Consider the following 25,310-nt stretch of genomic DNA (forward strand, 5'->3'; position numbering starts at 1 on the left):
TTGACAATACCTCTGCCGCTAGATAAGGCGCCCGTCAGAGTAGGGGTGCCGCACCGGGCTGTGGAGCGTGAAACAATCGGCAGTGGCTCACCGGTATCAACAGCGAGCAGGAGACACAGCACGATGCGTATCGGAGTTCTCACCGCAGGCGGCGACTGCCCCGGCCTGAACGCCGTGATCCGGTCGGTCGTGCACCGGGCGGTCGACAACTACGGCGACGAGGTCATCGGCTTCGAGGACGGCTACTCGGGCCTGCTCGACGGCCGCTACCGCGCCCTCGACCTGAACGCCGTCAGCGGCATCCTGGCCCGCGGCGGCACCATCCTCGGATCGTCCCGGCTGGAGCGCGACCGGCTCCGCGAGGCCTGCGAGAACGCCTCCGACATGATCCACGAGTTCGGCATCGACGCGCTCATCCCGATCGGCGGCGAGGGCACGCTGACGGCCGCGCGCATGCTGAGCGACGCGGGCCTGCCCGTCGTGGGCGTCCCGAAGACGATCGACAACGACATCTCCTCCACGGACCGCACCTTCGGCTTCGACACCGCCGTGGGCGTCGCCACCGAGGCGATGGACCGCCTGAAGACCACCGCCGAGTCCCACCAGCGGGTGATGGTGGTGGAGGTCATGGGACGCCACGCGGGCTGGATCGCCCTGGAGTCCGGCATGGCGGCCGGTGCGCACGGCATCTGCCTGCCGGAGCGGCCGTTCGACCCGGCCGACCTCGTGAAGATGGTCGAGGAACGCTTCGCCCGCGGGAAGAAGTTCGCGGTGGTCTGCGTCGCCGAGGGCGCCCACCCCGCCGACGGCAGCATGGACTACGGCAAGGGCGCCATAGACAAATTCGGCCACGAGCGCTTCCAGGGCATCGGCACCGCCCTCGCCCTCGAGCTGGAGCGACGGCTCGGCAAGGAAGCCAAGCCGGTCATTCTCGGCCACGTCCAGCGCGGCGGCTCACCGACCGCCTACGACCGGGTGCTCGCCACGCGGTTCGGCTGGCACGCGGTGGAGGCCGCGCACCAGGGGCAGTTCGGCCGGATGACCGCCCTGCGCGGGACGGACATCGTGATGGTGCCGCTCGCGGAGGCCGTGACCGAGCTGAAGACGGTACCGAAGGACCGGATGGACGAGGCCGAGTCGGTCTTCTAGCCGGCCTCCAGGTCGGTGTCGTCCTGGAGCTTCGTCCAGAAGTGCTCCACGATCCGGTCGAGGAAGTCCTGGCCGGCGCCGCCCGCGTCACCGCTGCCGCCGCCCCAGCTCAGGGTGGCGGCCATGTGGCCCTGGTAGTCCTCGTGCAGGCCCCGCAGAGCCTCCTCAAGGAACCGCCGGTCCAGGGGCACGAGTTTGGCCACCGGGCGCACATGGGCCTGCCAGCGGGTGGTGGCGGCGCTGCGCAGCAGGTCGCCGAGTCTGGCGTCGCGGCCCGTGACGGTGACGAAGTCGGGCAGGCCGAGCCCGAGCAGATCGGCGAGGGCGGCGGACTGGCGGTCCGTGCCGCGCCAGGTGTCGGTCTCCTCCATGCGCAGGTACGCGTGCACGTCGTGCCCCACGGCCCGGGCCACGTCCTCCGGGGCGAGGCAGCGGGCGATGCGGTGTTCGCGCAGGGTGCGCGGTCTGCCGATGAGTTCGGCGGGCGAGCACCACAGCACGCCCGCGAGCGCGGTGAGTTCGGAGTTGGTCGGGGCGGCGGCCCCGCGTTCCCAGGCCATCACGTGGTCCGGGGTGATGTGGGGATGCCCGTACGAGACGCGCATGCCGTGGGCGACGTGCTCGGGTGCCATGCCGAGGGCCGCGCGCAGCCGGCGGGCGGCGGGGGCGTTGAAGGGCGGGGTCGTGGGGGCGGACTGCGCAGGGGGAGAAGAGGGAGGGAACTGGCCAGGTCGGGCTGAAGGTCGACGCACGGCCCACAAGCTAGGGCGGCCGGGGCGGGCTGACTACGGTCTGTTCGGCCAGGATCACGGATTGTAGGAAGCTACGGCTACCGGCGGGTTCGACCGGGGCTGAAGATCGTCTGTCGAGCGGGATGCGGGCGGGGCGAGGATGGCGCCGGGTCCGGTGATCGCGGGCCCGGAAAGGCAGTGACTCAGATGAACGGCAAGCTCAACGGGCATATTCGCGAGCGTCTTCTCGCGCCGAACTTCTGGCACCTCGCGACGGTGGGGGCGGACGGGGCGCCTCAGGTGTCGCCCATGTGGGCGGACATCGAAGGGGAGTACGTCATGGTCAACACCTCGGTGGGGCGGGTGAAGGAGGAGAATCTGCGGCGCAATCCGTACGTTTCGCTGTCGCATCACGACCCCGCGAACCCGTACGACCGCGCCGAGATCCGCGGGAAGGTCGTGCGGTTCGTGGAGGGGGAGGCCGCGGAGCGGGCGATGGACCGGCTGGCGCGCAAGTACCTCGGCGAGGACCGCTACCCGTGGCTGCTGCCGGGTGAGCGCCGGGTGATGCTGCTGATCGAGCCGACGCGGGTGCGGAGGCTGGACGGAGTCGAGCCGTTCCGGGCGGGTGTGCTGCCCGAGGAGGCGGCAGGCTGAACCACGGGCGCGGCCCCTGGTGGGCAGCGCGCCCGGAATCCCAGGGGCGGGCCGGTTCGGTTCCCCTTGGCTCAGCGGCTACTCCGCTCAGCCCTTGACCGCCCCTCCGAGCGCGAAGCCCCCTCCCAAGCGCCTGGAGATCAGTACGTACAGCAGGATCACCGGCGTCGAATAGACGATGGAGAACGCCGCCAGCTGGCCGTACGCCACCATGCCCCGGTTGCCGAAGAAGTCGTTGATGCTGACCGACGCCGGCATCTGGTCGGGGGTGAGCAGGAGCATGAAGGGGACGAAGAAGTTGCCCCACATCATGACGAAGGAGAAGACCGTCACCACGGCCACGCCCGGGCCCATCAGGGGCAGCACGATGCGGATCAGGGACTGGAACGCCGATGCTCCGTCGGTCCAGGCGGCCTCCTCCAGTTCCTTCGGTACGCCGTCCATGAAGTTCTTCATCAGCCAGATGGCGAACGGCAGTTGAGACGCGGCGAAGAAGAAGATCGTGCCCTGCATGGTGTCGATCAGGTCCACCTGGACGAAGAGCGCGTAGACCGGAACCATGATCGCGGTGATGGGCAGGCTCGTGGCGAAGAGGATCGTCAGCAGGAACGGGCGGTTGAGGCGGGAGCGGAAACGGGAGAGCGGGTAGGCGGCCAGGGCCGCGCAGACCACCGTCAGCAGGGTCGCGCCGCCGCACAGGATCAGGCTGTTGAGGAGGGGGGTGAAGGTGATCTCGGGGGTGAGGATCGCGTCGAAGTTGTCGAGGGTCAGGCCGTCGGGGGCTTTCACCCTCAGGCCCGCGTGGGGGTCAAGGGCCGAGAGGACCACCCAGGCCAGGGGGAGGACGAACGCGGCGGCGACCACCAGGAGGCCCGCGTCGGCTGCCAGGCGGCGCGTCGTGCGGCGGGAGGCGAGGGTGAGGGCCATGCGCGTCAGACCTCCGTCCGCAGCAGGCGCAGGTAGACGAGGGAGAAGAGCGAGCCGACCAGCAGCAGGAGCAGGGCGACCGCCGTGCCGTAGCCGATCAGGCTGTTCTGGAAGGCCTGTTCGTACATGAACAGGGGCAGGGTCTGGCTCCTGCCGCCCGGGCCGCCTCTCGTCATCACCCAGATCAGACCGAAGACCGAGAGGGTCTGGAGGGTGTTGAGCATCAGGTTGGTGCCGATGGAGCGGCGGATCATCGGGAGGGTGATGTGCCAGAGGCGGCGCCGGCCGCTCGCCCCGTCGACCTCCGCCGCCTCGGTGATCTCCTTGGGGATCTCGTTCAGCGCCGCCGAGTAGACCAGCATCGAGAAGGCCGTACCGCGCCAGACGTTGGCGAAGGACACCGCCAGGATCGGAAGGGTGAACAGCCAGTTCTGGGAGGGCAGGTGCAGCCAGTCCAGGATGGCGTTCAGGGTGCCTTCGCGGCGGAAGAAGGCGTAGAGGAGGAAGCCCGCGACGACCTCCGGCAGGACCCACGCCGTGACCACGATGCCGCCGGTGAGCGTGCGGACCGGTTTCGACGCGCGCTGCATCAGTGCCGCCAGGGCCAGGCCGAGCGTGTTCTGTCCGATGAGGGAGGAGAGGACGGTGAACACCAGCGTCAGCCATACGGCGTTCAGGAACGCCTCGTCGCCGAAGGCCCGGGTGAAGTTGTCGAAGCCGACGAACGACTCCTGGGCCTGGCCGGTGAGCTGGAGGTCGGTGAAGGCGATGGAGACGCAGTAGGCGATCGGACCGGCCAGGAAGAGGAGCAGGAGGACGACCGCGGGGGCCAGGGGCAGGACCCGCACCGGCAGGCGGGGGCCGCGTGCCGGGTGCGTGTCCTCGGGGGTCCTGGTCAGCCGGGGGTGGGGTGCGGTGGCGGTCATGCCGGGAAGCCCTCGCTCACCGCTCGACCACCTGGTTGTCCGTCGCGTCCTTGAGCGCGTCCGTGTAGGCGCTCGTGGCCTCCTCCACCGACGTGTCACCCGTGGTCACGCCCTCCATCGCCTCCTGGACGGCCGTGGAGACCTTGGGGTAGGCCGGGTAGGCGGGCCGGTAGTGGGTCGTCGACACCAGGTCGGTGAAGAACTTGATGCCGGGCTGGGCGTCGACGTAGGCGGGATCCTCGGCGACGTCCTCGCGGACCGCGATGCCCGAGTTGGCGACGTACCACTTCTGCGCGTTCGCCTTGGTCTGCATCGTCTTGATGAACTCGAAGGCCAGGTCCGGGTTTCCCGCCTTGGCCGGGATCGACCAGGTCCAGCCGCCGGACATGCTCACCTTGCCGGGTGCCTGGCCGTGCTGGGTGGGCATGGCCGCCAGGCCCAGTGTCCTCGACCACTCGGGCCACTCGTGGCCGCTGCCGGGCAGCCAGTCCTGGGGGAGCCAGGAGCCGTCCAGGGCGATGGCCAGCTTGCCCTGCGGCAGCCACTCGCCGCGGACCCGGGTCATGACGTTCGGGTCCAGGGCGTCCGAGACGTCCGGGCCGAGCTTCTCCTTGTAGACCGTCTCGACGAAGGAGAGGGCGTCCTCGAAGCCCTTGCCGCCGGCGACCCACTTCTTGGAGCCCTTGTCGTAGAGGGGGTCCGTGCCGGCGTCGCCCGTGCCGTACAGCAGCATCTCGAAGGTCTGCATGGTGGCCGCCTCGCCGACCGGTTTGCCGGTGTAGGCGTTCAGCGGGATGACGCCGGGGACCTTCTTCTTGATGGTGCGGGCCGCGCCGAGGACGTCGTTCCAGGTCTTCGGCTGCCAGTCGGCGGGGAGTCCGGCCTTCTCGAAGATGTCCGTGTTGAACCACAGTCCGCGGGTGTCGGTGCCGTCGGGGACGCCGTACGTCTTGCCGTCCTCGCCCCTGGCCGCCGCCTTCGCCGTGTCGATGAACCGGTTCCAGTCCTGCCACGTGGCGAGGTACGGGTCGAGGGGCTTCAGATATCCGCTGGTGATGTCCGAGTTGATGAGGAACGTGTCCTCGTAGACCAGGTCGGGGGCGGTCTTGGGGGAGCGGAGCATCTGCTGGAGCTTGGTGTAGTACTCCGAGTCCGGGGCCTTGAGCGGGACGAGCTCGACCTTCTTGCCGGGGTGGGCCTTCTCGAACTGCTTCTTGATGTCCGCGAGATAGGTGTCCATCACCTTGACGGAGTTGTCCGTGGACTGTTTGAAGGAGACCTTCACGGTGTCCGGGTCGCTGCCGGAACCCCCGCCGCAGGCGGTGAGGGCGGTCGAGGCGAGAACCAGGGCGACGAGGGGTGTGAGGGCGGCGGTGGGGCGCACGGGCACGACCTCCTACGGGCGCACTTCGTTGTGGCCGGGACGGCTGCGTCGTGAACCTAAGTTGAGTGGTCTAGTCAGGTCAATGCGCGTGCGGAGGTTTGCTCGGCATCTGAGGGGCCGTCACTGGCCCGTCACCCAGCTGTACTGCAACTCCGGCCGCCCCACCGTGCCGTACTGCGGGCGGCGCGCCGCGCGGCCCGCGTCGACCAGATGCTCCAGGTAACGGCGGGCCGTGATGCGGGAGATGCCCACGGTCTCCGCGACCCCGGCGGCCGTGAGGCCCTCCGCACTGTCGCGCAGGGCCACCGTCACCCGCTCCAGCGTCGGCGCGCTCAGCCCCTTGGGCAGCGCGGCCGGGCCCGGTGCGCGCAGGGCCGCGAGCGCCCGGTCCACCTCGTCCTGGCCGCTCGCCTCGCCGACCGCCGCGTGAAACTCGGCGTAGCGCACGAGCCGGTCGCGCAGGGTCGCGAACGTGAACGGCTTCAGGACGTACTGCACGACCCCGAGCGAGACGCCCTCGCGTACGACGGCCAGGTCGCGCGCCGACGTCACCGCTATCACGTCCGCGTGGTGACCGGCCGCCCTGAGGGACCGGGCCAGATGCAGGCCGTGCACGTCCGGCAGGTGCAGGTCGAGCAGGAGGAGGTCCACCGGGGTGCGGTCCAGGGCCCGGCGGGCCTCCGCACCCGTGTGCGCCTTGCCCACGGCCACGAACCCCGGCACCCGGCCGACGTACAGGACGTGCGCGTCGGCGGCGACCGGGTCGTCCTCCACGACCAGGACCCGGATGGCCTTCTCGCTGCTCGTCATGCGTCGCCTCCAGCGCCTCTGGCCGCCGGGGCCCCGGAGGGTACGCCCCCGGCCGCCGTCTCCGGCTGCCGCAGCGGCAGCCGTACCTCGAACTCCGCCCCGCCGCCGTCGGCCCCCGCCACGGTCAGGGAGCCCTCGTGCCGCTGGGCCGCCTGCCGTACCAGCGCCAGCCCCAGGCCGCGGCCGCCCGGGCCCGCCGGCTTCGTCGAGAAGCCGCGCTGGAAGACCGCCTCGGCGTGCTCGGGGTCCACGCCCGGGCCCGTGTCCGAGACCCGCAGTACCAGCTCCGGGGCGTCGCCGGCGTTCCGGGTGTACGCCGCCACCGTCACCCGGGCCCGTACGCTGCCCTGCGCCGCGTCCACGGCGTTGTCGATCAGGTTGCCGAGGATGGTCACCAGGTCCCGCGCCGGGAGGGTGTCGGGCAGCAGGCCGTCGTCCAGGCTGCTGTCCTCCGACACCATCAGCTCCACGCCCCGCTCGTTCGCCTGGGCCGTCTTGCCCAGCAGCAGGGCCGCCAGCACGGGCTCGCTCACCGCCGCCACGACCTGGTCGGTCAGGGCCTGCGCCAGCTCCAGCTCGGCCGTCGCGAACTCCACCGCTTCCTCCGCCCGGCCCAGCTCGATCAGCGAGACGACCGTGTGCAGCCGGTTCGCCGCCTCGTGTGCCTGTGAGCGCAGCGCCTGGGTGAAGCCCCGCTCGGAGTCCAACTCGCCCATCAGCGACTGGAGTTCGGTGACATCGCGCAGGGTGACGACGGTACCGCGCCGCTCACCGCCCGACACCGGCGAGGTGTTGATCACCAGGACCCGGGACTCCGACAGATGCACCTCGTCCACCCGCGGCTCCGACGCCAGCAGGGCACCCGTCAGCGGGGCCGGCAGCCCCAGCTCCGCCACCGAGCTGCCCACCACGTCCCCGGTCACGCCGAGCAACTCCCGCCCTCCGTCGTTGATCAGCGCCACACGGTACTGCCCGTCCAGCATCAGCAGCCCCTCGCGTACGGCGTGCAGGGCGGCCTGATGGTAGTCGTGCATCCGGCTGAGCTCGGTCGCGTTCATGCCGTGGGTGTGGCGGCGCAGCCGGGCGTTGATGACGTACGTGCCGACCGCGCCCAGCAGCAGCGCGCCGGCCGCGACGCCGAGCAGGGCCGTCAGCTGGCCCTGGACCCGCTGGGTGATCTGCTCGACCCGGATCCCCGCGCTGACCAGGCCCACCACCTTCCGGCCGTCCTGGATGGGGGTGACCGCGCGCATCGACGGGCCGAGGGTGCCGGTGTAGGTCTCGGTGAAGGTCTGGCCCTTCAGGGCCTTCTCGGTGTGGCCCCGGAAGGTCTGGCCGATCTGCTTCGGGTCGGGGTGCGTCCAGCGGATGCCCCGCGGATCCATGATCGTGATGAAGTCGACCTCGGTGTCCCGCATCACCTTCAGCGCGTACGGCTGGAGCTCGGCCGACGGGTCGGCGGTGCGGGTCGCCGCCAGCACGGACGGGGAGTCCGCGACGGACCGGGCCACCGCCCTGGCCTGGCGCGCCGCGGCCTCCTCGGCCTGGCTGCGGTCGCTGACGTAGGTGAACAGCGCATATCCGGCCACGACGACCGCTATCAGGACGGCCTGCATGGCGAAGAGCTGGCCCGCCAGGCTGCGGGGACCGGGGACGGAGAAGCGCATGTCGTCAGTCTGCCTCGTGGCTGATTGTGAACTAAATGAACGGAAGGGTGACCGCGCTCACAGAGAAGGACATAGTCACGGCATTCCCCATAACGCATCTCCGGGAGCCCCGCTCCCTTTCCCCCGGACGTGAGCCGCACGCCGGTGATGCCGACGACGACGTCAAGGAGGGCCGCCGTGACCAGCGCAGCCGATACGGCACCTGCCGCACGCAAACCCAAGCGGGACCGCACGCACTATCTCTACATCGCGGTGATCATCGCGGTCGCCGCCGGTATCGCGGTGGGTCTGGCCGCACCCGACTTCGCCGTCGGGCTGAAGCCCATCGGCACGGGTTTCGTGGCCCTGATCAAGATGATGATCTCGCCGATCATCTTCTGCACGATCGTGCTGGGCATCGGCTCGGTGCGCAAGGCCGCCAAGGTCGGAGCCGTCGGCGGTATCGCCCTGGGCTACTTCATGGTGATGTCGGTGGTGGCGCTGGGCATCGGCCTGGTCGTCGGCAACATCCTGGAGCCGGGCACCGGCCTCGCGGTCACCGACGCGGTCAAGGAGGCGGGTCACGCGCAGGTCGACGCCGAGGCCAAGGACACCACGGAGTTCCTGCTCGGCATCATCCCGACCACGATCGTCTCCGCCTTCACCAACGAGTCGGTCCTGCAGACCCTGCTGATCGCCCTGCTCGCCGGCTTCGCGCTGCAGGGCATGGGCTCGGCCGGCCAGCCGATCCTGCGCGGTATCGAGCACATCCAGCGGCTCGTCTTCCGCATCCTCGCGATGGTGATGTGGGCCGCCCCGATCGGTGCCTTCGGTGCCATCGCCGCCGTCACCGGCTCCGCCGGCCTGGACGCGCTCAAGAGCCTCGCCGTGCTGATGCTCGGCTTCTACGTGACCTGCTTCCTCTTCGTCTTCATCGTGCTCGGCATCCTGCTGCGCGTGATCTCCGGCCTGAACATCCTCACGCTGTTCAAGTACCTCGGCCGTGAGTTCCTGCTGATCCTGTCCACGTCCTCGTCCGAGTCCGCCCTGCCGCGGCTCATCGCGAAGATGGAGCACCTGGGCGTCAGCAAGCCGGTGGTCGGTATCACCGTCCCGACCGGCTACTCCTTCAACCTCGACGGCACCATGATCTACATGACCATGGCCTCGCTGTTCATCGCCGACGCCCTGGGCACCCCGATGTCCATCGGCGAGCAGATCCCGCTGCTGCTCTTCCTGCTGGTCGCCTCCAAGGGCGCCGCGGGTGTCACCGGTGCCGGCCTCGCGACCCTGGCCGGTGGTCTGCAGTCGCACAAGCCGGCCATGGTCGACGGCATCGGCCTGATCGTCGGCATCGACCGCTTCATGAGCGAGGCCCGCGCCCTGACGAACTTCGCCGGCAACGCCGTGGCCACCGTGCTGATCGGCACCTGGACGAAGGAGATCGACAAGGACCGCGTGAACCAGGTCCTCGCCGGTCAGCTGCCCTTCGACGAGAAGACGCTGCTGGACGACGCCCATGGAGGCCCGGCCGAGGAGCACGTCGAGCTGCCCGAGCAGGGCGGCGAGAAGGAGCTGGCCAAGGCCTGACGGCCGAGCCGCCCCCCGCAAGACTCCGGGCGGCTGGGTGTCCCCCCGTCGCTCAGCCGCCCGGTCCGGATTCCAGCACGGTCAAGCGTTCAGCTTCGCCACCAGTTCGGTGGCCTTCGAGGCGGGCACGCCCGCCGCGGTCAGCACAGAGACCGCGGCGCAGCGGCCCGCCTCCTGCGCTGCCAGCAGGCCGTCGTTCACCGCCTCCATCACCGCGAACAGCATCTGCTCGTGCACATACGCCAGGGCCGGAGCCGGCAGGGGTGAGCTGAAGACGTTCTCGTCCAGCCCGCGCTGCAGCAGCCCGATGCTCTCCTGCCGGACCGGGGCGAGCCGCTCCCGGATGCCCTGCATGGTGACCGTGCGCTGGGCGAGCGCGACCAGCAGCCGGTAGCGGTCGGCGATCGCCCACACCGCCAGCACCGAGCGTGCCACCGCCTCCGCCGGATCCCGCACGTCCTCGCGGCCCGCCGCGTGCGCGGCCGACAGCGCCTCCACGGCCTCGTCGACGAGCGTGCTGATCAGCGTCTCGCGGTTCGGGAAGTGCCCGTACACCGTCCGCCTTACGACGCCCGCGGCGCGTGCGATCTGGTCCATGGACGCGTCGGGGTCGCGCAGCAGCTCGGCGAGGGCGACGTCGAGAAGGCGGCGGCGGTTGGCGTCGGCGCGGCTGGTACCCGTGGTCATGGACGTCATTGTGCCCCTTCCCCCATCGAGTTGCACAGTACTGTGCAACGACGTAGATTGCACAGCGTTGTGTAAATGCACACTCATGTGCAACTCAAGCCGGGAAGGCAACCCCCGCCATGCGACTCGTCATGAACGAACCGACCGAGAGGACGGACCGCCCCTACGCACGCCGCTGGTGGGCGCTCCTCGTGCTCTGCCTCAGCCTGCTGATCATCGTGATGGCCAACACCGCCCTCACCGTCGCCGCGCCCGCCATGACCGAGGACCTCGGCCTGACCAGCGCCGACCTGCAGTGGGTGATCGACGGCTACACCGTCCCGTACGCCGCGCTGATGCTGCTGCTCGGCGCGATAGGCGACAAGTACAGCCGCCGGGGCGCGCTCGTCCTCGGGCTGGTCGTGTTCGCGGGCGGCTCCGTCTTCGGCTACCTCGCCGACAGCTCCACGACGGTCATCGCCGCACGGGCCGTGATGGGCGCCGGCGCCGCGATGATCATGCCCGCCACGCTGTCCCTGCTCGCCGCGACCTTCCCGCGCGCCGAACGCGCCAAGGCCATCACCCTGTGGACCGCCACGGCCGGGCTGGCCATCGCGGCCGGACCGCTGGTCGCCGGGGCGCTGCTGGAGGACCACGGCTGGTCGTCGACGTTCCTCATCAACGTCCCCGTCGCGATCCTGGCCCTCGTCGGCGCCTTCGTCCTCGTACCGCCGTCCAAGGCCGCGGACCGCGGGCGCATCGACTACGGAGGCGGACTGCTGTCGGTGGTGTGGATCGCCGCACTGGTCTACATGATCATCGAGGGGCCGCACTTCGGCTGGGGCGTCAAGGCCGTCACGGCGGCGGTCGTCGCCGGAGCCGGGCTCGTCGCCTTCGTCCTGTGGGAGCTGCGCCACCCCCGCCCGCTCCTCGACGTCCGCCGCTTCACGAACCGCGGCTTCGCCGGCTCCAACCTCGCCGTCGCCCTGTTCTTCCTGGCGGTCTTCGGCGCCTTCTACTACCTGACACAGCACCTCCAGTTCGTCCTCGGCTACGACGCCCTGGACACGGGCCTGCGCATGCTGCCGCTGGCGGGCGCCGTGTTCGTGGGGTCGGCCCTCACCGGCTTCCTCACGCCCCGGGTCGGCATGAAGTGGACCGTCACGGCCGGCATGGTCGGCGGCACGGCGGCCCTGGCGCTGCTCACCCAGGTCGACTCCGCCGCGTCGTACGGCGACTTCGTCGCGCCCCTGGTCGTCCTCGGTCTCTCGATCGGGCTCGCCCTCTCGCCCTGCACGGACGCGATCATGGGGGCGTTCCCGGAGTCGGAGCTGGGCGTCGGCGGCGCGGTGAACGACACGTCGCTGGAGCTCGGCGGTTCGCTGGGCATCGCCATTCTGGGCTCGCTGCTGGCGACGTCGTACTCCGGCCACCTGTCGGACGCGACGGCCGGCAGCAAGCTCCCCGCCGCCTCCCTGTCCACGGCGCAGGACTCCGTCGGAGCCGGGTACGCCGTCGCCCAAGGCATCGGCGACAAGGCCCGGCAGCTCGCCGAGCAGGCCGCGCACACGAGCGACCCCCAGCAGGCGGAGCGACTTCGGGCACAGGCCGAGCAACTCGGCGGCGGCGCCCGGCGGATGGCCGACGCGGTCGGGTCCTCGTTCTCCGACGCGGTCGCGCACACCAGCCTGATCGGGGCCGTCATCCTGGGCGTCGGCACAGTGGTGGTGGCGCTGCTGCTGCCCGGCAAGGTGAAGACGGTGCACGAGCCCGCCGAGCAGAGCAGGGAACTGGAGTCCGCCGGGGCCCGCTAGGGGCTGTCGCGAGCGTGGCGCCCGCCCCGCGACGCCCGGCACGCCCGCTCGCCACGCCGGGCGGACGACGCGACGTCGCGGACACCCCCTGGGTCCCGCCGCGAGCGTGGCGTCGCCGCCCGGGTGCGGCCGGCGTCAGGTTCGTGGCCGGCGCTACGCCCGGACCGGCCCGGCTGCCTCGTCCAGCCGGGCCCTTTCCCGCGCGGTGAGCAGCAGGTCCGCCGCGGCCGCCGAGTCCCTGATCGTCTGCGGCCGGCTCGCCCCCGGGATCGGGACGACCACCGGGGACCGGGCCAGCAGCCAGGCCAGTCCGACCTGTTGGGGACTGACCCCGCGCTCCGCCGCCACCGCGTGGAAGGCCGCGAAGCGCTGCTCCCCCTCCGTACGCGACGGCCCGTCCAGGGAGCTGCGGGCCAGCCCGCCCAGCGGGCTCCACGGCAGGAACGCCAGCCCCAGTTCCGCGCACAGCCGCAGCTCCCGCTCGCCGTCCCGGACGGCGGGGGAGTACCGGTTCTGCACCGACACCAGACGGTCGCCCAGGATCTCGTGCGCCCGGCGGATCTGGTCCGCGTCCACGTTGGACACACCGGCCAGCCGGATCGTGCCCGCGTCGAGCAGCTCGCGCAGCGCGCCGACCGACTCCTCGAAGGGCACCGCGGGGTCGGGCTTGTGCAACTGGTAGAGGCCGATCGCCGCCACGCCCAGCCGCTTGCGGGAGGCCTCGGCGGCGGTCTTGAGGTGGCGCGGGGAGCCGTTCACCGTCCAGTCGCCGCCCGCCGGGCGGCCGCGGCCGCCCTTCGTCGCCACCAGGACGCCGGAGGTGTCACCGCCGTAGGCGGCCAGCGCGCGGGCCACCAGGCGTTCGTTGTGGCCGGACTCCGCGCCCGGCAGATGGTACGAGTCGGCCGTGTCCAGCAGGGTCACGCCCGCGTCGAGCGCGGCGTGCACGGTGGCCAGGGCACGCTCCTCGTCCGGCCGGCCCTCGATGGACAGCGGCATCGCACCGAGCCCGACCGCGCTCACCCGCAGGCCGCCGAGTGTCCTGTACCGCATGTCAGTCGCCCTTCCCGAGCGTCTCGGCGACGGCCCGCGGCAGCCACTGCCGGGCGTCGGTGAAGGTGAAGCCGAGCCGGGCGGCCCGGGCGTTGTCCATGCCGTAGGCGCGGCGGAAGGAGAACGGCGAGACCTCGCCGACGTCCACGGGCCGGAACTCGGCCCGGCCGCCCGGGACATGGGCGGCCACCGCCGCGCACAGCTCCTCGGTGCTCAGCACCCCGGAGGACGCGGCGTTGACCGGCCCGGTGAAGTCCTCGCCCGCCGCCCAGGCCAGGAAGCGGGCGATCTCCTCGACGTACCCATAGGTGGCCGGCCGGTTAGCCGCCGGCACGGCGATCGGCTCGCCGGTGCGTATCCGCTCGGCGTAGTGGGCCAGCCTGCCCGTGAAGTCGTCGCCCCCGCCCAGCACATGGGCCACCCGCACCGCCGTGTACGGGAACGCCGCGCCGCCGGCCGCGAGGACCGCCTCGGCCTGCCGCTTGCCCTCCCCGTAGTGGGCCTCCAGGAACGCGGGGTCGTCCCAGGACTGATCGAGGTCGACCGCGACGGCGGACGGGTCGACGGCCTCCTCGCGCACCAGGGCGGGGGAGTCCTCGTACTCGTACACCTCGACCGTCGAGGTCATCACATAGCGCCGGGTACGGCCGGCGAAGACACGGCGGGCGATCGCGGCCTGGCGCGGGGTGTAGCAGACCTGGTCGACGACGACGTCGAAGACGCGCGAGCCGAGCGCGCCGGTCAGCGACGCTTCGTCGTCCCGGTCGGCGCGCAACTGCTCCACCCCGGCGGGCGGCGGGGAGGACCCCCGGTTCAGCACGGTGACGCGATGGCCTTCGGCGAGCAGCCGTGCGATCAGACGCTTTCCGACGTAACGGTTCCCGCCGATGACCAGTACTTCCAGGGCCTTTTCCATGGCCATAATTCTCCCGGCGTACATCCACGCTCTGAAGGGGGAACCATGGGAGTTCAGGCCGCCGCGCCGAAAGAACCACGGCATCTGCGCACCGCCGCCGACGAAACATCGGTGGCCTTCGACACGCTGGACCGGCAGATCCTCCAGCTGCTCCAGACCGACGGCCGGATCAAACTCAGCGAGCTGGGCCGCCGGGTCAGACTCAGCCCCGCGGCCGTCACCGAGCGGGTGCGGCGGCTGGAGGCGGCGGGCGTGATCAGCGGCTACGGCGCCCACGTCGTGCCGGCCCGGCTCGGCTACGGCATCCAGGCGTTCATCCGCGTCGACCCGCACGGCGGCTACAACCTCAAGCACCCGAGGACCCTGGAGCTGATCGAGCGGCCCGAGATCACCGAGGTGCACCACGTGGTCGGGGAGGACTGCTGGATCCTCAAGGTCGCCGTCCGCGACACCGTCCACCTGGAGGAGGTCCTGGAGAACGTGTCAGCCCTGGGCCGCACCACGACCTCGATCGTGCTGACCTCGCCGGTGGAGCGGAAACCGCTGTTGCCTTGACGCCGAGGTCAAGGATGGAGTGCCTGCGGGCCGGGCACCCCGAGGGCGACTCGTGCCCGGCGTTAGTTCAACGCCGACTGGTGCCCGCCGTGCCGGCAGATGGTCCCGGTGCTCAAGGCCCTCGCCTCCGAGGAGGGCGACCGGCTGAAGGTCGTGCAGCTGGACGTCGACTCCAACCCGGAGACGACCGACGCCTACGAGGTGCTCTCCATGCCGACGTGCTGTGACACTGCCCCCGACACAAGGAAATCCCCCGAGCAATTGCGCTCGGGGGATTTCCTTGCGTATATTTGTTTGTTCGTGACTTCAAGTCGACAGAAGTCACGGTGAAGTTCAGTGAGCACAGTATATCCGGGCGGGAGCGGAATTGTCAAACACCGAATTTCCGGACGATGAATTGCGACAGGAACAGGAATTCATCGACGGGTTGTACGCGCGCGTGGACGCGCTGCGCGGCGACGCCGAGACCTCCGTCACGGACGCGCTCGCGCAGGGCAACACCCCCATGCAGGCCAGACTCGAGCGGGACATCCTCGTGGCCGAGCGCTCCGGGCTGCTCGCCGCGCTGAACGCGGTGGACGGCTCCCTGTGCTTCGGCCGGATCGACCTCACCTCGGGCATCACCCACCGCATCGGCCGCATCGGCCTGCGCACCGACGACGCCGAGCGCACCCCGGTCCTGATCGACTGGCGCGCCGATGTCGCCCGCCCCTTCTACCTGGCCACCGGCCACACCCCGATGGGGCTGAGGCGCCGGCGGCACATCGCCACCGACGGACGGCAGGTCACCCACCTGCACGACGAGATCCTCGACCTCGGCGACGAGACCCGCACCGGCCACGAGGACCCGACGGGCGACGCCGTGCTGCTCGCCGCCCTCAACTCCGCGCGCACCGGCCGCATGAGCGACATCGTGCAGACCATCCAGGCCGACCAGGACCGCATCATCCGCGCCCCGCACCGCGGCGTCATGGTGGTGGAGGGCGGCCCGGGCACCGGCAAGACGGCCGTCGCCCTGCACCGCGCCGCCTATCTGCTCTACGAGCACCGGGAACTGCTCGCCAAGCGGGCCGTGCTGATCGTCGGGCCCAACCCGGCGTTCCTCGGCTACATCGGCGAGGTGCTGCCCTCCCTCGGCGAGACGGGCGTGCTCCTGGCGACCGTCGGCGAGCTGTTCCCCGGGGTGAAGGCGACCGCGACCGACACGCCCGAGGCCGCCGCCGTGAAGGGCCGTGCAGGGATGGCCGACGTGCTCGCCGAGGTCGTGCGCAGCCGGCAGGCGCTGCCCGACCCGGTGATCGCCATCGAGCACGACCGCGAGGTCCTCATGCTCGACGACGGCCTGGTCAACGTCGCCCGCGAGCGCACCCGCGCCGCGAAGCTGCCGCACAACGCGGCCCGCGAGCACTTCGAGGGGCACATCCTCAACGCCCTCACCGACCTGTACGCCGAGCGGATCGGCACCGACCCCTTCGACGGGTCCAGCCTGCTCGACCCCAGCGACGTCACCCAGATCCGCGACGACCTCGCCGAGAACCCCGAGGTCTGGTCGGCCATCGACCAGTTGTGGCCGCTGCTGACCCCGCAGCGGCTCGTCGCCGACTTCCTCGCCGCGCCGGAGGAGTTCCTCCCCGCCGAGGACGCCGACGCCGTACGCCGCCCGGTGACCCGGCGCTGGACGGTCGCGGACGTGCCGCTGCTCGACGAGGCCGCCGAACTCCTCGGCGACGACGACCGGCTCGCCCGCGAGCGCGCCGAGCGCGAGCGGGAGCGGCAGATCGCCTACGCGCAGGGCGTGCTGGACGTGTCGTACGCGTCCCGGACCTACGAGTTCGAGGACAAGGAGGAGGGCGACCCCGAGAGCTCCGAGGTGCTGTCCGCCCACGACATCATCGACGCCGAGCGGTTCGCCGAACGGCACGAGGAGGACGACCACCGCAGTGCCGCCGAGCGCGCCGCCGCCGACCGCACCTGGGCGTTCGGGCACATCATCGTCGACGAGGCGCAGGAGCTGTCGCCGATGGCGTGGCGGCTGCTGATGCGGCGCAGCCCGACCCGCTCGATGACCCTGGTCGGCGACCCGGCGCAGACGGCGGAGGCGGCCGGGGTCGGTTCCTGGTCGGGCATCCTCGCGCCGTACGTCGAGGACCGCTGGGAGCACACCCGCCTGGGCGTCAACTACCGCACCCCGGCCGAGATCATGGACGTCGCGGCCGCCGTGGTGCGCGCCGAGCACCCGGAGTTCGAGCCGCCCAGCTCGGTCCGCTCCACGGGCGAACGCCCCTGGGCACGCGCCACCGACGACCTTCCGGGCGCCGTCGCCAAGGCGGTCGGGGAGCTCACCCCGGCCGAAGGCAGGCTCGCGGTGATCGCGCCGCGCGACCTCCACCGCTCCATCGCGGCCCGGCTGGACGGCGTGACGGCGGGCGCCGAACCCGACCTCACCCAGACGGTGGTCCTGCTCGACCCGCGCCAGGCCAAGGGCCTGGAGTTCGACTCCGTCCTCGTGGCCGAGCCCGGCCGGTACGGCACCAGCGACCTGTACGTGGCCCTGACCCGGGCCACCCAGCGGCTGGGCGTGCTGCACACCGGCGAACTGCCGAAGGCCCTGGCGGACGCCTTCGCGTAGCGGAGCGGCCCCGCACCGGCCCGGCAAAGGGCGGGTGCGGGGCCGCTACCACAGCAGCGCCCTCGGATCCCGCAGGGCGTGCCACAGTCCGGCCGCGAGCGGTACGACCGTCATGGCGAAGAAGACCCAGAACAGGAACTCGGCCCCGGGCGCGAGGTCGTAGACGGTGCCGTCCTCCCACACGCAGTAGGCCCGCGGCGGAAACGGGGCGGAGACTCCCGACACCTCCCCGCTCCCCAGAATGCCCTCGCGCATCGGCTCCCCGGGGCAGGGGGCGGTCTCCGGGAACAGGAAGGCGTCGTCCGCCGTCATGATCACCACCCAGGTGACGGCGCAGAGCGGCACCGACCAGAAGACCGCGGTCCGCATCCACAGCGGCAGCAGTGGATGCACCAGCAGCCCCCGCAGCGCGACCCACCCGACCACGAGCCCGACGAACACCGGGAGCAGGGTCATGAAGCCGCCGCGGCCTTCCGGGCGCGCAGTTCGTCCGCGTAGCCCGTGCCGATGAAGAGCAGGGCGGCGGCCAGGGCGAGGGACGCGCTCGCCCCGTTCATCCACTGATAGGCGGATTCACTGGAGTAGACGGAGCCGTCCTCGCGCACGCAGTCGAAGCGCAGCGGCAGATACGAGGACCGGTGATGGGACAGGCCCTGCCTGGTCTCCAGGTCGAAGCCGTCGCGGCAGGCCGGGGCCGGGACCGAGTCCGCGCCGTCGCCGAAGGCCGACTCCGACACCAGCACGGTGAAGAACCCCAGGGAGTAGACGGCCGCGGCCGCCCAAGCGGCCATCGCCGCCGCACGGCGCATCAGATGCACCGGCCACGGCTCGGGCCGCCCGGGAAACGCCATCGCGACGACCCCCGCCCCGGCGACGAGCGCGCCGACGGCGCAGGCCACCGAGACGCCGAAGCCCATCAGCACGGCAGGACCTGTGAGATGAGCGGGGTGGCATCCATGCGGCCACCCCACCAGGGCCGGACCGGGCGGGCTGTGGCGGAGGCCACTCCTCCGGTCACAGCCGTGTCACAGGCGCCCCGGCCTCTCTACGCCGGCCGCAGCCACACCGTCGCCAGTGGTGGCAGGGTCAGCCGGATGCTGGCCGGGCGGCCGTGCCAGGACTGGGGTTCCGGTTTGACCGGGTCGGGGTTGGTGACGTCGCTGCCGCCGTAGCGGGCCGCGTCGGTGTTGACGGCCTCGTGCCAGGCGGGGACGTCATCGGGAACGCCCAGGCGGTAGTCCTGGCGGGTCACCGGCGCGAAGTTGGACACCGCCAGCACCGGGACGCCCTCCGGGTCCAGCCGCAGGAACGCGAGGACGTTGTCGTCCGCGGCGTCCCCGACGATCCACTCGAAACCGGCCGGGTCCGTGTCCAGGCGCCACAGCGCGGGGGTCGCCCGGTAGACGGTGTTCAGGTCGCGGACCAGGTCACGCACGCCCCGGTGGTCGGGCTCCGCCCCGTAGCCCGGGTCCAGCAGCCACCAGTCGGGGCCGTGCGCCTCGGACCACTCCGCCCCTTGCGCGAACTCCTGTCCCATGAACAGCAGTTGCTTGCCCGGGTGGGCCCACATGTAGCCGAGGTAGGCCCGGTGGCCCGCCCGCTGCTGCCACCAGTCGCCGGGCATCTTCGACACCAGGGACCGCTTGCCGTGCACGACCTCGTCGTGGGAGATCGGCAGGACGTAGTTCTCGCTGTACGCGTACACCATCGAGAACGTCATCTCGTGGTGGTGGTACTTGCGGTGCACCGGCTCGTGGCCCATGTACTGCAACGTGTCGTGCATCCAGCCCATGTTCCACTTCAGCCCGAAGCCGAGCCCGCCGAAGCCGCTCGGGCCCTTGTGGTGGGTGGCGCGGGTGACGCCGTCCCAGGCGGTGGACTCCTCGGCGATCGTGACCACGCCGGGCACCCTGCGGTACACCGTCGCGTTCATCTCCTGCAGGAACGCCACCGCGTCCAGGTTCTCCCGGCCGCCGTGCTCGTTCGGCGTCCACTGGCCCGGCTCGCGCGAGTAGTCCAGGTAGAGCATGGAGGCGACGGCGTCCACCCGCAGGCCGTCGATGTGGAACTCCTCGCACCAGTACAGGGCGTTCGCGACCAGGAAGTTGCGCACCTCCCGCCGCCCGAAGTCGAACTCCAGCGTGCCCCAGTCGGGGTGCGCGGCCCGCAGCGGATCCTCGTGCTCGTACAGGGGCTTGCCGTCGAACTCGGCCAGCGCCCAGTCGTCGCGCGGGAAGTGCGCCGGCACCCAGTCCATGAGGACGCCGATACCGGCCTGGTGCAGCGAGTCGACCAGATGCCGGAAGTCGTCCGGCGTGCCCAGCCGGGCCGTCGGCGCGTAGAAGCCGGTCACCTGATAGCCCCAGGAGCCGCCGAACGGATGCTCCGCGACCGGCATCAGCTCGACGTGCGTGAAGCCCAGGTTCTTCACATACCCGGGGAGCTGCTCCGCCAGCTGGCGGTACGTCAGTCCCGGGCGCCAGGACGGCAGGTGGATCTCGTAGACCGAGAACGGCGCCTCGTGCGCAGGGGCCTCGGCACGCCGGGTCAGCCACTCGGCGTCGCCCCACTCGTACTCCGAGGAGGTGATGACCGACGAGGTCGCGGGCGGCACCTCCGTGCGGCGGGCCATGGGGTCGGCGCGCATCGTCTTCGAGCCGTCGGGGCGCGTGATCTCGAACTTGTACAGCTCGCCTTCGCCGACGTCCGGCAGGAACAGCTCCCACACCCCGGACGAGCCCAGCGACCGCATCACGTGCCCGGTGCCGTCCCAGAAGTTGAAGGTGCCGGCCACCCGCACACCGCGCGCGTTCGGCGCCCACACCGCGAACCGGGTGCCGGTCACGCCCTCGTGGGTCATCGGGTGCGCACCGAGCGCCGTCCACAGCTCCTCGTGCCGGCCCTCGCCGATCAGGTGCAGGTCGAGGTCGCCCAGCGTGGGCAGGAAGCGGTACGCGTCCTCGGTCTCCAGGACCGTCCCCTCGTACTCCACGACCAGCCGGTACGCCGGGACCTCCCGCAGCGGCAGCAGTCCGGAGAAGAACCCCTCCCCGTCGTTGTGCAGCTCGGCCCGAAGGTCCCCGGCGACGACGGTCACCGACAGGGCGTACGGCCGGAACGCCCGGAAGGCGATGCCGCCGGGCACGGGGTGGGCACCGAGGACGGAGTGCGGGGCGTGGTGCGTGCCGCCGAGCAGCCGCTCCCGGTCCACCGCGTCGACGGCGGGCGAGACGGCGACCTCCCTCGCCGACGGAACGGCCTGGGCGGCAGCGGCCTTCCCGGCGGGGGCCTTCGGGGCGGGGGTCTTCCGTGCCGGGGCCTTCTTGACCGCGCTCTTCTTCGCCACGGCCCCGCCCGCGGGCGCCTTGCCGGCGGTGGCCGTCCCCGCGGGGGTCTTGGCGACCGTGCTCTTGGCGGGGGTGGCCTTCTTCGCGGCGGCCTTCTTGGCGGGGGCCTTGGCGGCGGTGGTTTTGGCGGTGGTGCTCTTGGCGGCAGCCTTCTTCGCGGGGGTCTTCGCCGCAGGGGACTTCGCGGTCGTCGCCTTGCCGGCGACGGTGTCCGCAGCCGTGGACTTCGCGGCAGCGGCCTTCACGGCAGTGGTCTTGGCCGCCGTCGCCTTGACCGTCGTGGCCTTCTTGGCAGCCGTCTTCTTCACGGCCGTCTTCTTCGCGGCGGCCTTCTTCGCCGTCGCCGTCCCGGCCGCGGGCTGCTCGACCGCCGTCTGCTTGGCGGCGGCCTTCGTCGCCGCCTTCTTGGCCACGGTCTTGCCGACGGTGGACTTGCCGGCGGCGGCCTTCTTGGCGGTCGCCTTCGCCGGGGCCGCCTTCTTCGCCGCTGCCTGTTTGGGCACCGCCGTCTTCTTCGCGGCGCTCTTCTGCTGGGCGGCCGTGGGCTGCTCGGGGATCTTCTCCCCGGCGGTCCCCTTGGGACGCGAACCGCTGGACTCAGGGCGGGGGGTCACGGGCGGAGCCTCCAGGGCGAGGGGTGGGTCGGTCAGGTCAGGTGGCCGGTCGAGGCGAGCCGGTCTATGGCGGCCAGGGGCACCGGCAGCCAGTCGGGGCGGTGCCGGGCCTCGTACACCACCTCGTAGATCGCCTTGTCCGTCTCGTAGGCGCGCAGCAGCACCGGGTCGGTGCGCGGATCTAGGCCGGACGCCTCCGCGTAGCCGGAGCAGTACGCGGAGCGGCAGGTCTCGGCCCAGTCCGGCTGGGGCGGGTCGACCGAGCGTGCCGCGTAGTCGAAGGACCGCAGCATCCCGGCGACGTCCCGCACGGCCGGCTGCGGCATGCGCCGCTCGGCCAGCGGCCGGGCCGGCTCGCCCTCGAAGTCGATCAGCCACCACTCGCCGGACGGCGAGCGCAGGCACTGCCCCAGGTGCAGATCGCCGTGCACCCGCTGCGCGGTCCAGGTGCGGCCCTCGGCGGCCAGATCGCCCAGCGCCGTGAACGCCGACCGCAGCCCGCCGGCGTACGGCCGCAGCGCGGGCACCGCCTGGACGGCCGCGTCCAGCCGCTCGATCATGCCGTCGACCATGAGCTGGAGCTGCATGTGACCGAGGGTGACGGTCGGCAGCGCGCGGGCCAGCGCGGTGTGCACCTCGGCGGTGGCCCGCCCCAGTGCCCGCGCCTCGGCGCCGAAGTCCTCGCCCTTGGCCAGCTCGCGCAGCGCCAGCTCCCAGCCGTCGGAGGCGCCCTGCAGGAACGGCTGGAGCACCCCCAGGACGTACGGCTGGCCGGCCGGGTCCGCCGAACCCGCCGAGACGACCGGGTCCGCCGTGGGGGCGATGTCCGCGACCATCCAGGCCGTCGGCGCGGGCACCCGTGGGCAGCCCTCGCGGGCCAGCGCGAGCGGCAGCTCCAGATCGGGGTTGACCCCGGGCACGATCCGGCGCAGCAGCTTCAGGATGAACGTATCTCCATAGATGATCGACGAGTTGGACTGCTCGGCGGTCACCACGCGCGGCACCAGGCCGGAGCGGATGTCCTGGGCGAGGTCCCGTTCGAAGCGGAGCCTTCCGACGCGGGCCCGGGTGCGCAGCGCCTCCAGGAGCAGCTCGGCGGGCCTGGTGTCGTGCAGCGCGTCGTAGACCGTCCGGCCGGCCAGCGGTCCCGTCGGCACATGTCCGATCAGCGCGGGCGCCAGCCGAGGCGGCAGCGCCTCGCGCACGCCTATCAGCAGCTGGTAGCAGTCACCGGGGTGACCGGGCGCCCCATGGGACGGCACGACGGGCTGATGGGCGCGGACGAGCAGGTGGTACAGGCCCAGCTTGGACGTGGCCGGGAGCAGCTCGGTGGCCTCGACCAGCGTGAACCCGGTGACCGGCCGCCCCTTGCCCGCGAACCAGCGCTGCCGCGGCAGCCATTCCCGCAGCAGCGGATCCAGGGAGGCAAGAAGGCCGGGCGGGGTGGTGACGGTGCGTGTGACGGCTTCCGACATGGCGTCGCGTCCTTTCACCCTTTTTTGGTGCGCCTCCGGGCGCCTGCAGCCGACCCCGGACGGCGCCCCTCCGGCTCACGCGGGTGGGCGGGTGTTACTGATGCGTGCCCCGGGCGGGGCGGAGGAAACGCCCCGCCGCCGGGGTTTGCGGCCCGTCCCGCGGATCAGGCCTCAACAGGCCCTTTCAGGCCTCACATGCTCTCTTTGCGGAGCCTGAACCAGTAGAACCCGTGGCCCCCGAGGGTCAGCAGATATGGCAGCTCGCCGATGGCCGGGAAGCGGACCCCGCCGAACAGCTCCACCGGGTGCCGCCCCTCGAAGGCGCTCAGGTCCAGCTCCGTGGGCTGTGCGAAACGGGAGAAGTTGTTCACACACAGCACCAGGTCGTCCCCTCCTTCCCCGGATACGGGGGCCTCCCGCAGGAAGGCCAGCACCGCCGGGTTCGTCGACGGCAGCTCGGTGTACGAGCCGAGTCCGAAGGCCGGGTTCTGCTTGCGGATCTCGATCATGCGGCGGGTCCAGTGCAGCAGGGACGACGGCGAGGCCATGGACGCCTCGACGCTCGTGACCTGGTAGCCGTAGACCGGGTCCATGATCGTGGGCAGGAACAGCCGCCCCGGATCGCACGAGGAGAACCCCGCGTTGCGGTCGGGCGTCCACTGCATGGGTGTCCGGACGGCGTCCCGGTCGCCGAGCCAGATGTTGTCGCCCATGCCGATCTCGTCGCCGTAGTACAGGATCGGCGAGCCCGGCAGCGACAGCAGCAGGGCCGTGAACAGCTCGATCTGGTTGCGGTCGTTGTCCAGCAGCGGAGCGAGCCTGCGGCGGATGCCGATGTTGGCGCGCATGCGGGGGTCCTTGGCGTACTCGGCCCACATGTAGTCGCGCTCTTCGTCGGTGACCATCTCGAGCGTCAGCTCGTCATGGTTGCGCAGGAAGATGCCCCACTGGCAGTTCGACGGGATCGCCGGGGTCTTGGCCAGGATCTCGGAGACCGGGTAGCGGGATTCCCGTCGTACGGCCATGAAGATGCGCGGCATGACCGGGAAGTGGAAGGCCATGTGGCACTCGTCGCCGCCGCTCGGGTAGTCGCCGAAGTAGTCGACGACGTCCTCGGGCCACTGGTTGGCCTCCGCCAGCAGCACCGTGTCCGGGTACTGCGCGTCGATCTCCTTGCGCACCCGCTTGAGGAAGTCGTGCGTCTCCGGGAGGTTCTCGCAGTTCGTGCCCTCCTGCTGGTACAGGTAGGGCACCGCGTCCAGCCGGAATCCGTCGATGCCCAGGTCCAGCCAGAACTTCAGGGCGGAGATCATCTCCTCCTGCACGGCCGGGTTCTCGTAGTTGAGGTCCGGCTGGTGGGAGAAGAACCGGTGCCAGTAGTACTGCTTGCGGACCGGGTCGAAGGTCCAGTTGGAGGCCTCGGTGTCGACGAAGATGATGCGGGCTTCCGGGAACTGCTTGTCGTCGTCGGCCCACACGTAGTAGTCGCCGTAGGGCCCGTCGGGGTCCTTGCGCGACTCCTGGAACCACGGGTGCTGGTCGCTGGTGTGGTTCATGACGAAGTCGATGATCACGCGCATGCCGCGCTGGTGGGCGGCGTCGACGAACTCCACGAAGTCGGCCAGGTCGCCGAACTCCGGCAGTACGGCGGTGTAGTCGGAGACGTCGTAGCCGCCGTCGCGCAGGGGGGACTTGAAGAACGGCGGCAGCCACAGGCAGTCGACGCCGAGCCACTGGAGGTAGTCCAGCTTCGCGGTCAGGCCCTTGAGGTCGCCCACGCCGTCGCCGTTGCTGTCCTGGAACGAGCGGACGAGTACCTCGTAGAAGACGGCGCGCTTGAACCACTCCGGGTCACGGTCCCTGGCGGGAGTGTCCTCGAAGGTGTCCGGAACGGGTTCGTTGACGATCATGTTGTGGGTGACCCTCCGATCTCCGGGGTGGACGGTCGCAGAACCTTGAAGACGTGCGCGGGCCTGTGGCCCGGTTCGAGGCGCACATAGTTGGTCCTGCCCCAGTGGTAGGTCTCGCCGGTGAGCTCGTCGCGCACCGGCACCGACTCGTGCCAGTCCAGGCCGAGTTGCGGCATGTCCAACGAGACCGTGGCCTCCTGGGTGTGGTGCGGGTCGAGGTTGGCGACCACCAGAACCGTGTTCGAACCCTTCCGCTTCGAGTAGGCGATCACCGCTTCCTGGTCGGCGTGGTGGAAGTGCAGGTCGCGCAGCTGCTGGAGGGCCGGGTTCTCGCGCCGGACGGTGTTGAGCCTGGTGAGCAGCGGGGTGATGGTGCGGCCCTCGCGTTCGGCCGCTGCCCAGTCGCGGTGCCTGAGCTGGTACTTCTCCGAGTCCAGGTACTCCTCGCCGCCCTCCTTCAGCGGGGTGTTCTCACACAGCTCGTAGCCGGAGTAGATGCCCCACGTCGGGG

At 71.2% G+C, this 25,310-nt stretch carries 20 protein-coding genes and 2 pseudogenes; 7 read left to right on the forward strand and 15 right to left on the reverse strand.

Going from position 1 to position 25,310, the window contains the following annotated elements; translation table 11 throughout:
- Positions 1-123 precede the first annotated feature (123 nt).
- Positions 124-1,149 (forward strand): ATP-dependent 6-phosphofructokinase, encoded by a 1,026-nt coding sequence (locus tag G3I77_RS17905; RefSeq protein WP_248504893.1) that lies wholly within the window; start codon positions 124-126, stop codon positions 1,147-1,149.
- On the opposite strand, the gene G3I77_RS17910 is transcribed toward G3I77_RS17905, so the two are convergent.
- Positions 1,146-1,910 (reverse strand): XRE family transcriptional regulator, encoded by a 765-nt coding sequence (locus tag G3I77_RS17910; RefSeq protein ID WP_374385532.1) that lies wholly within the window; start codon positions 1,908-1,910, stop codon positions 1,146-1,148. The genes G3I77_RS17905 and G3I77_RS17910 overlap by 4 nt on opposite strands.
- A 177-nt stretch (positions 1,911-2,087) precedes the next feature.
- Here G3I77_RS17910 and G3I77_RS17915 point away from each other — a divergent pair, with 177 nt between their 5' ends.
- Positions 2,088-2,537, forward strand: a complete 450-nt coding sequence (locus tag G3I77_RS17915) for a PPOX class F420-dependent oxidoreductase (protein ID WP_248504897.1) — start codon at positions 2,088-2,090, stop codon at positions 2,535-2,537.
- A gap of 87 nt (positions 2,538-2,624) precedes the next feature.
- Here G3I77_RS17915 and G3I77_RS17920 read toward each other — a convergent pair whose 3' ends face one another.
- The 5 genes from G3I77_RS17920 to G3I77_RS17940 all read right to left on the reverse strand — a co-directional run bounded on the left by G3I77_RS17920 (position 2,625) and on the right by G3I77_RS17940 (position 8,251).
- Positions 2,625-3,464, reverse strand: coding sequence for a carbohydrate ABC transporter permease (locus G3I77_RS17920; RefSeq protein ID WP_248504899.1), 840 nt, complete (start codon positions 3,462-3,464; stop codon positions 2,625-2,627).
- Between the two features lie 5 nt (positions 3,465-3,469).
- Positions 3,470-4,390: a carbohydrate ABC transporter permease gene (locus G3I77_RS17925; RefSeq protein ID WP_248504901.1), complete on the reverse strand. Its 921-nt coding sequence runs from the start codon at positions 4,388-4,390 to the stop codon at positions 3,470-3,472.
- A gap of 16 nt (positions 4,391-4,406) precedes the next feature.
- The gene (locus G3I77_RS17930; protein ID WP_248504911.1) at positions 4,407-5,774 is read right to left on the reverse strand and encodes an extracellular solute-binding protein; all 1,368 of its coding nucleotides are present in this window, start codon (positions 5,772-5,774) and stop codon (positions 4,407-4,409) included.
- A 120-nt stretch (positions 5,775-5,894) separates the two neighbouring features.
- A complete protein-coding gene (locus G3I77_RS17935; protein ID WP_248504913.1) occupies positions 5,895-6,584 on the reverse strand; it encodes a response regulator in 690 nt (229 codons plus the stop codon).
- Positions 6,581-8,251, reverse strand: a complete 1,671-nt coding sequence (locus G3I77_RS17940) for a sensor histidine kinase (protein WP_248504915.1) — start codon at positions 8,249-8,251, stop codon at positions 6,581-6,583. The genes G3I77_RS17935 and G3I77_RS17940 overlap by 4 nt, the downstream gene beginning before the upstream one ends.
- A gap of 177 nt (positions 8,252-8,428) precedes the next feature.
- Here G3I77_RS17940 and G3I77_RS17945 point away from each other — a divergent pair, with 177 nt between their 5' ends.
- Entirely contained in the window at positions 8,429-9,820 is a 1,392-nt protein-coding gene (locus G3I77_RS17945) for a cation:dicarboxylate symporter family transporter (protein ID WP_248504918.1), read from the forward strand.
- Positions 9,821-9,901: 81 nt separating this feature from the next.
- On the opposite strand, the gene G3I77_RS17950 is transcribed toward G3I77_RS17945, so the two are convergent.
- On the reverse strand, positions 9,902-10,516 hold the full coding sequence (locus G3I77_RS17950) for a TetR/AcrR family transcriptional regulator (RefSeq protein WP_248504919.1): 615 nt from the start codon (positions 10,514-10,516) through the stop codon (positions 9,902-9,904).
- 110 nt (positions 10,517-10,626) lie between these two features.
- Between G3I77_RS17950 and G3I77_RS17955 the strand changes: the two genes are divergently transcribed.
- Positions 10,627-12,300 (forward strand): DHA2 family efflux MFS transporter permease subunit, encoded by a 1,674-nt coding sequence (locus tag G3I77_RS17955; RefSeq protein ID WP_248504921.1) that lies wholly within the window; start codon positions 10,627-10,629, stop codon positions 12,298-12,300.
- Between the two features lie 153 nt (positions 12,301-12,453).
- On the opposite strand, the gene G3I77_RS17960 is transcribed toward G3I77_RS17955, so the two are convergent.
- Both G3I77_RS17960 and G3I77_RS17965 read right to left on the reverse strand, forming a co-directional pair.
- Positions 12,454-13,353, reverse strand: coding sequence for an aldo/keto reductase (locus tag G3I77_RS17960; protein ID WP_248504923.1), 900 nt, complete (start codon positions 13,351-13,353; stop codon positions 12,454-12,456).
- A gap of 1 nt (position 13,354) precedes the next feature.
- Complete coding sequence (locus G3I77_RS17965) at positions 13,355-14,269, reverse strand: NAD-dependent epimerase/dehydratase family protein (protein ID WP_374385542.1); 915 nt, start codon at positions 14,267-14,269, stop codon at positions 13,355-13,357.
- Between the two features lie 45 nt (positions 14,270-14,314).
- Here G3I77_RS17965 and G3I77_RS17970 point away from each other — a divergent pair, with 45 nt between their 5' ends.
- The 3 genes and pseudogenes from G3I77_RS17970 to G3I77_RS17980 all read left to right on the forward strand — a co-directional run bounded on the left by G3I77_RS17970 (position 14,315) and on the right by G3I77_RS17980 (position 17,453).
- Positions 14,315-14,824, forward strand: coding sequence for an Lrp/AsnC family transcriptional regulator (locus tag G3I77_RS17970; RefSeq protein WP_248504926.1), 510 nt, complete (start codon positions 14,315-14,317; stop codon positions 14,822-14,824).
- A 66-nt stretch (positions 14,825-14,890) separates the two neighbouring features.
- Positions 14,891-15,043, forward strand: a pseudogene (locus tag G3I77_RS17975) (thioredoxin family protein); the annotation flags it as partial.
- Positions 15,044-15,221: 178 nt separating this feature from the next.
- Positions 15,222-17,453, forward strand: coding sequence for an AAA family ATPase (locus G3I77_RS17980; protein ID WP_248504927.1), 2,232 nt, complete (start codon positions 15,222-15,224; stop codon positions 17,451-17,453).
- 45 nt (positions 17,454-17,498) lie between these two features.
- Here G3I77_RS17980 and G3I77_RS17985 read toward each other — a convergent pair whose 3' ends face one another.
- From G3I77_RS17985 to G3I77_RS18010, 6 genes and pseudogenes are all read right to left on the reverse strand, one after another.
- Positions 17,499-17,909, reverse strand: a complete 411-nt coding sequence (locus G3I77_RS17985; protein WP_248504928.1) for a hypothetical protein — start codon at positions 17,907-17,909, stop codon at positions 17,499-17,501.
- Positions 17,906-18,370 carry a hypothetical protein gene (locus tag G3I77_RS17990; protein ID WP_248504981.1) on the reverse strand — a complete coding sequence of 155 codons (465 nt, stop codon included), beginning with the start codon at positions 18,368-18,370 and terminating at the stop codon, positions 17,906-17,908. The genes G3I77_RS17985 and G3I77_RS17990 overlap by 4 nt, the downstream gene beginning before the upstream one ends.
- Positions 18,371-18,498: 128 nt before the next feature.
- Entirely contained in the window at positions 18,499-21,414 is a 2,916-nt protein-coding gene (gene glgB, locus G3I77_RS17995) for a 1,4-alpha-glucan branching enzyme (RefSeq protein WP_248504929.1), read from the reverse strand.
- A gap of 32 nt (positions 21,415-21,446) precedes the next feature.
- Positions 21,447-22,889: a maltokinase gene (locus G3I77_RS18000; protein ID WP_248504930.1), complete on the reverse strand. Its 1,443-nt coding sequence runs from the start codon at positions 22,887-22,889 to the stop codon at positions 21,447-21,449.
- Between the two features lie 191 nt (positions 22,890-23,080).
- On the reverse strand, positions 23,081-24,799 hold the full coding sequence (treS, locus tag G3I77_RS18005) for a maltose alpha-D-glucosyltransferase (RefSeq protein WP_248504931.1): 1,719 nt from the start codon (positions 24,797-24,799) through the stop codon (positions 23,081-23,083).
- A pseudogene (locus G3I77_RS18010) lies at positions 24,796-25,310 on the reverse strand (DUF3459 domain-containing protein); the annotation flags it as partial. The pseudogene G3I77_RS18010 and the gene treS, both read right to left, overlap by 4 nt.

The organism is Streptomyces sp. D2-8, from assembly GCF_023184515.1.
In the GTDB taxonomy this organism is placed as follows: domain Bacteria; phylum Actinomycetota; class Actinomycetes; order Streptomycetales; family Streptomycetaceae; genus Streptomyces.

Bases quoted from the DNA above. Each gene is read 5' to 3' on its own strand.
- G3I77_RS17985 (WP_248504928.1), bottom strand. From the start codon at position 17,909: ATGACCCTGCTCCCGGTGTTCGTCGGGCTCGTGGTCGGGTGGGTCGCG.
- G3I77_RS17905 (WP_248504893.1), top strand. From the start codon at position 124: ATGCGTATCGGAGTTCTCACCGCAGGCGGCGACTGCCCCGGCCTGAAC.
- G3I77_RS17940 (WP_248504915.1), bottom strand. From the start codon at position 8,251: ATGCGCTTCTCCGTCCCCGGTCCCCGCAGCCTGGCGGGCCAGCTCTTC.
- G3I77_RS17955 (WP_248504921.1), top strand. From the start codon at position 10,627: ATGCGACTCGTCATGAACGAACCGACCGAGAGGACGGACCGCCCCTAC.
- G3I77_RS17920 (WP_248504899.1), bottom strand. From the start codon at position 3,464: ATGGCCCTCACCCTCGCCTCCCGCCGCACGACGCGCCGCCTGGCAGCC.
- G3I77_RS17965 (WP_374385542.1), bottom strand. From the start codon at position 14,269: ATGGAAAAGGCCCTGGAAGTACTGGTCATCGGCGGGAACCGTTACGTC.
- treS (WP_248504931.1), bottom strand. From the start codon at position 24,799: ATGATCGTCAACGAACCCGTTCCGGACACCTTCGAGGACACTCCCGCC.
- G3I77_RS17970 (WP_248504926.1), top strand. From the start codon at position 14,315: ATGGGAGTTCAGGCCGCCGCGCCGAAAGAACCACGGCATCTGCGCACC.
- G3I77_RS17960 (WP_248504923.1), bottom strand. From the start codon at position 13,353: ATGCGGTACAGGACACTCGGCGGCCTGCGGGTGAGCGCGGTCGGGCTC.
- G3I77_RS17990 (WP_248504981.1), bottom strand. From the start codon at position 18,370: ATGGGCTTCGGCGTCTCGGTGGCCTGCGCCGTCGGCGCGCTCGTCGCC.
- G3I77_RS17915 (WP_248504897.1), top strand. From the start codon at position 2,088: ATGAACGGCAAGCTCAACGGGCATATTCGCGAGCGTCTTCTCGCGCCG.
- G3I77_RS17935 (WP_248504913.1), bottom strand. From the start codon at position 6,584: ATGACGAGCAGCGAGAAGGCCATCCGGGTCCTGGTCGTGGAGGACGAC.
- G3I77_RS17950 (WP_248504919.1), bottom strand. From the start codon at position 10,516: ATGACGTCCATGACCACGGGTACCAGCCGCGCCGACGCCAACCGCCGC.
- G3I77_RS17925 (WP_248504901.1), bottom strand. From the start codon at position 4,390: ATGACCGCCACCGCACCCCACCCCCGGCTGACCAGGACCCCCGAGGAC.
- G3I77_RS18000 (WP_248504930.1), bottom strand. From the start codon at position 22,889: ATGTCGGAAGCCGTCACACGCACCGTCACCACCCCGCCCGGCCTTCTT.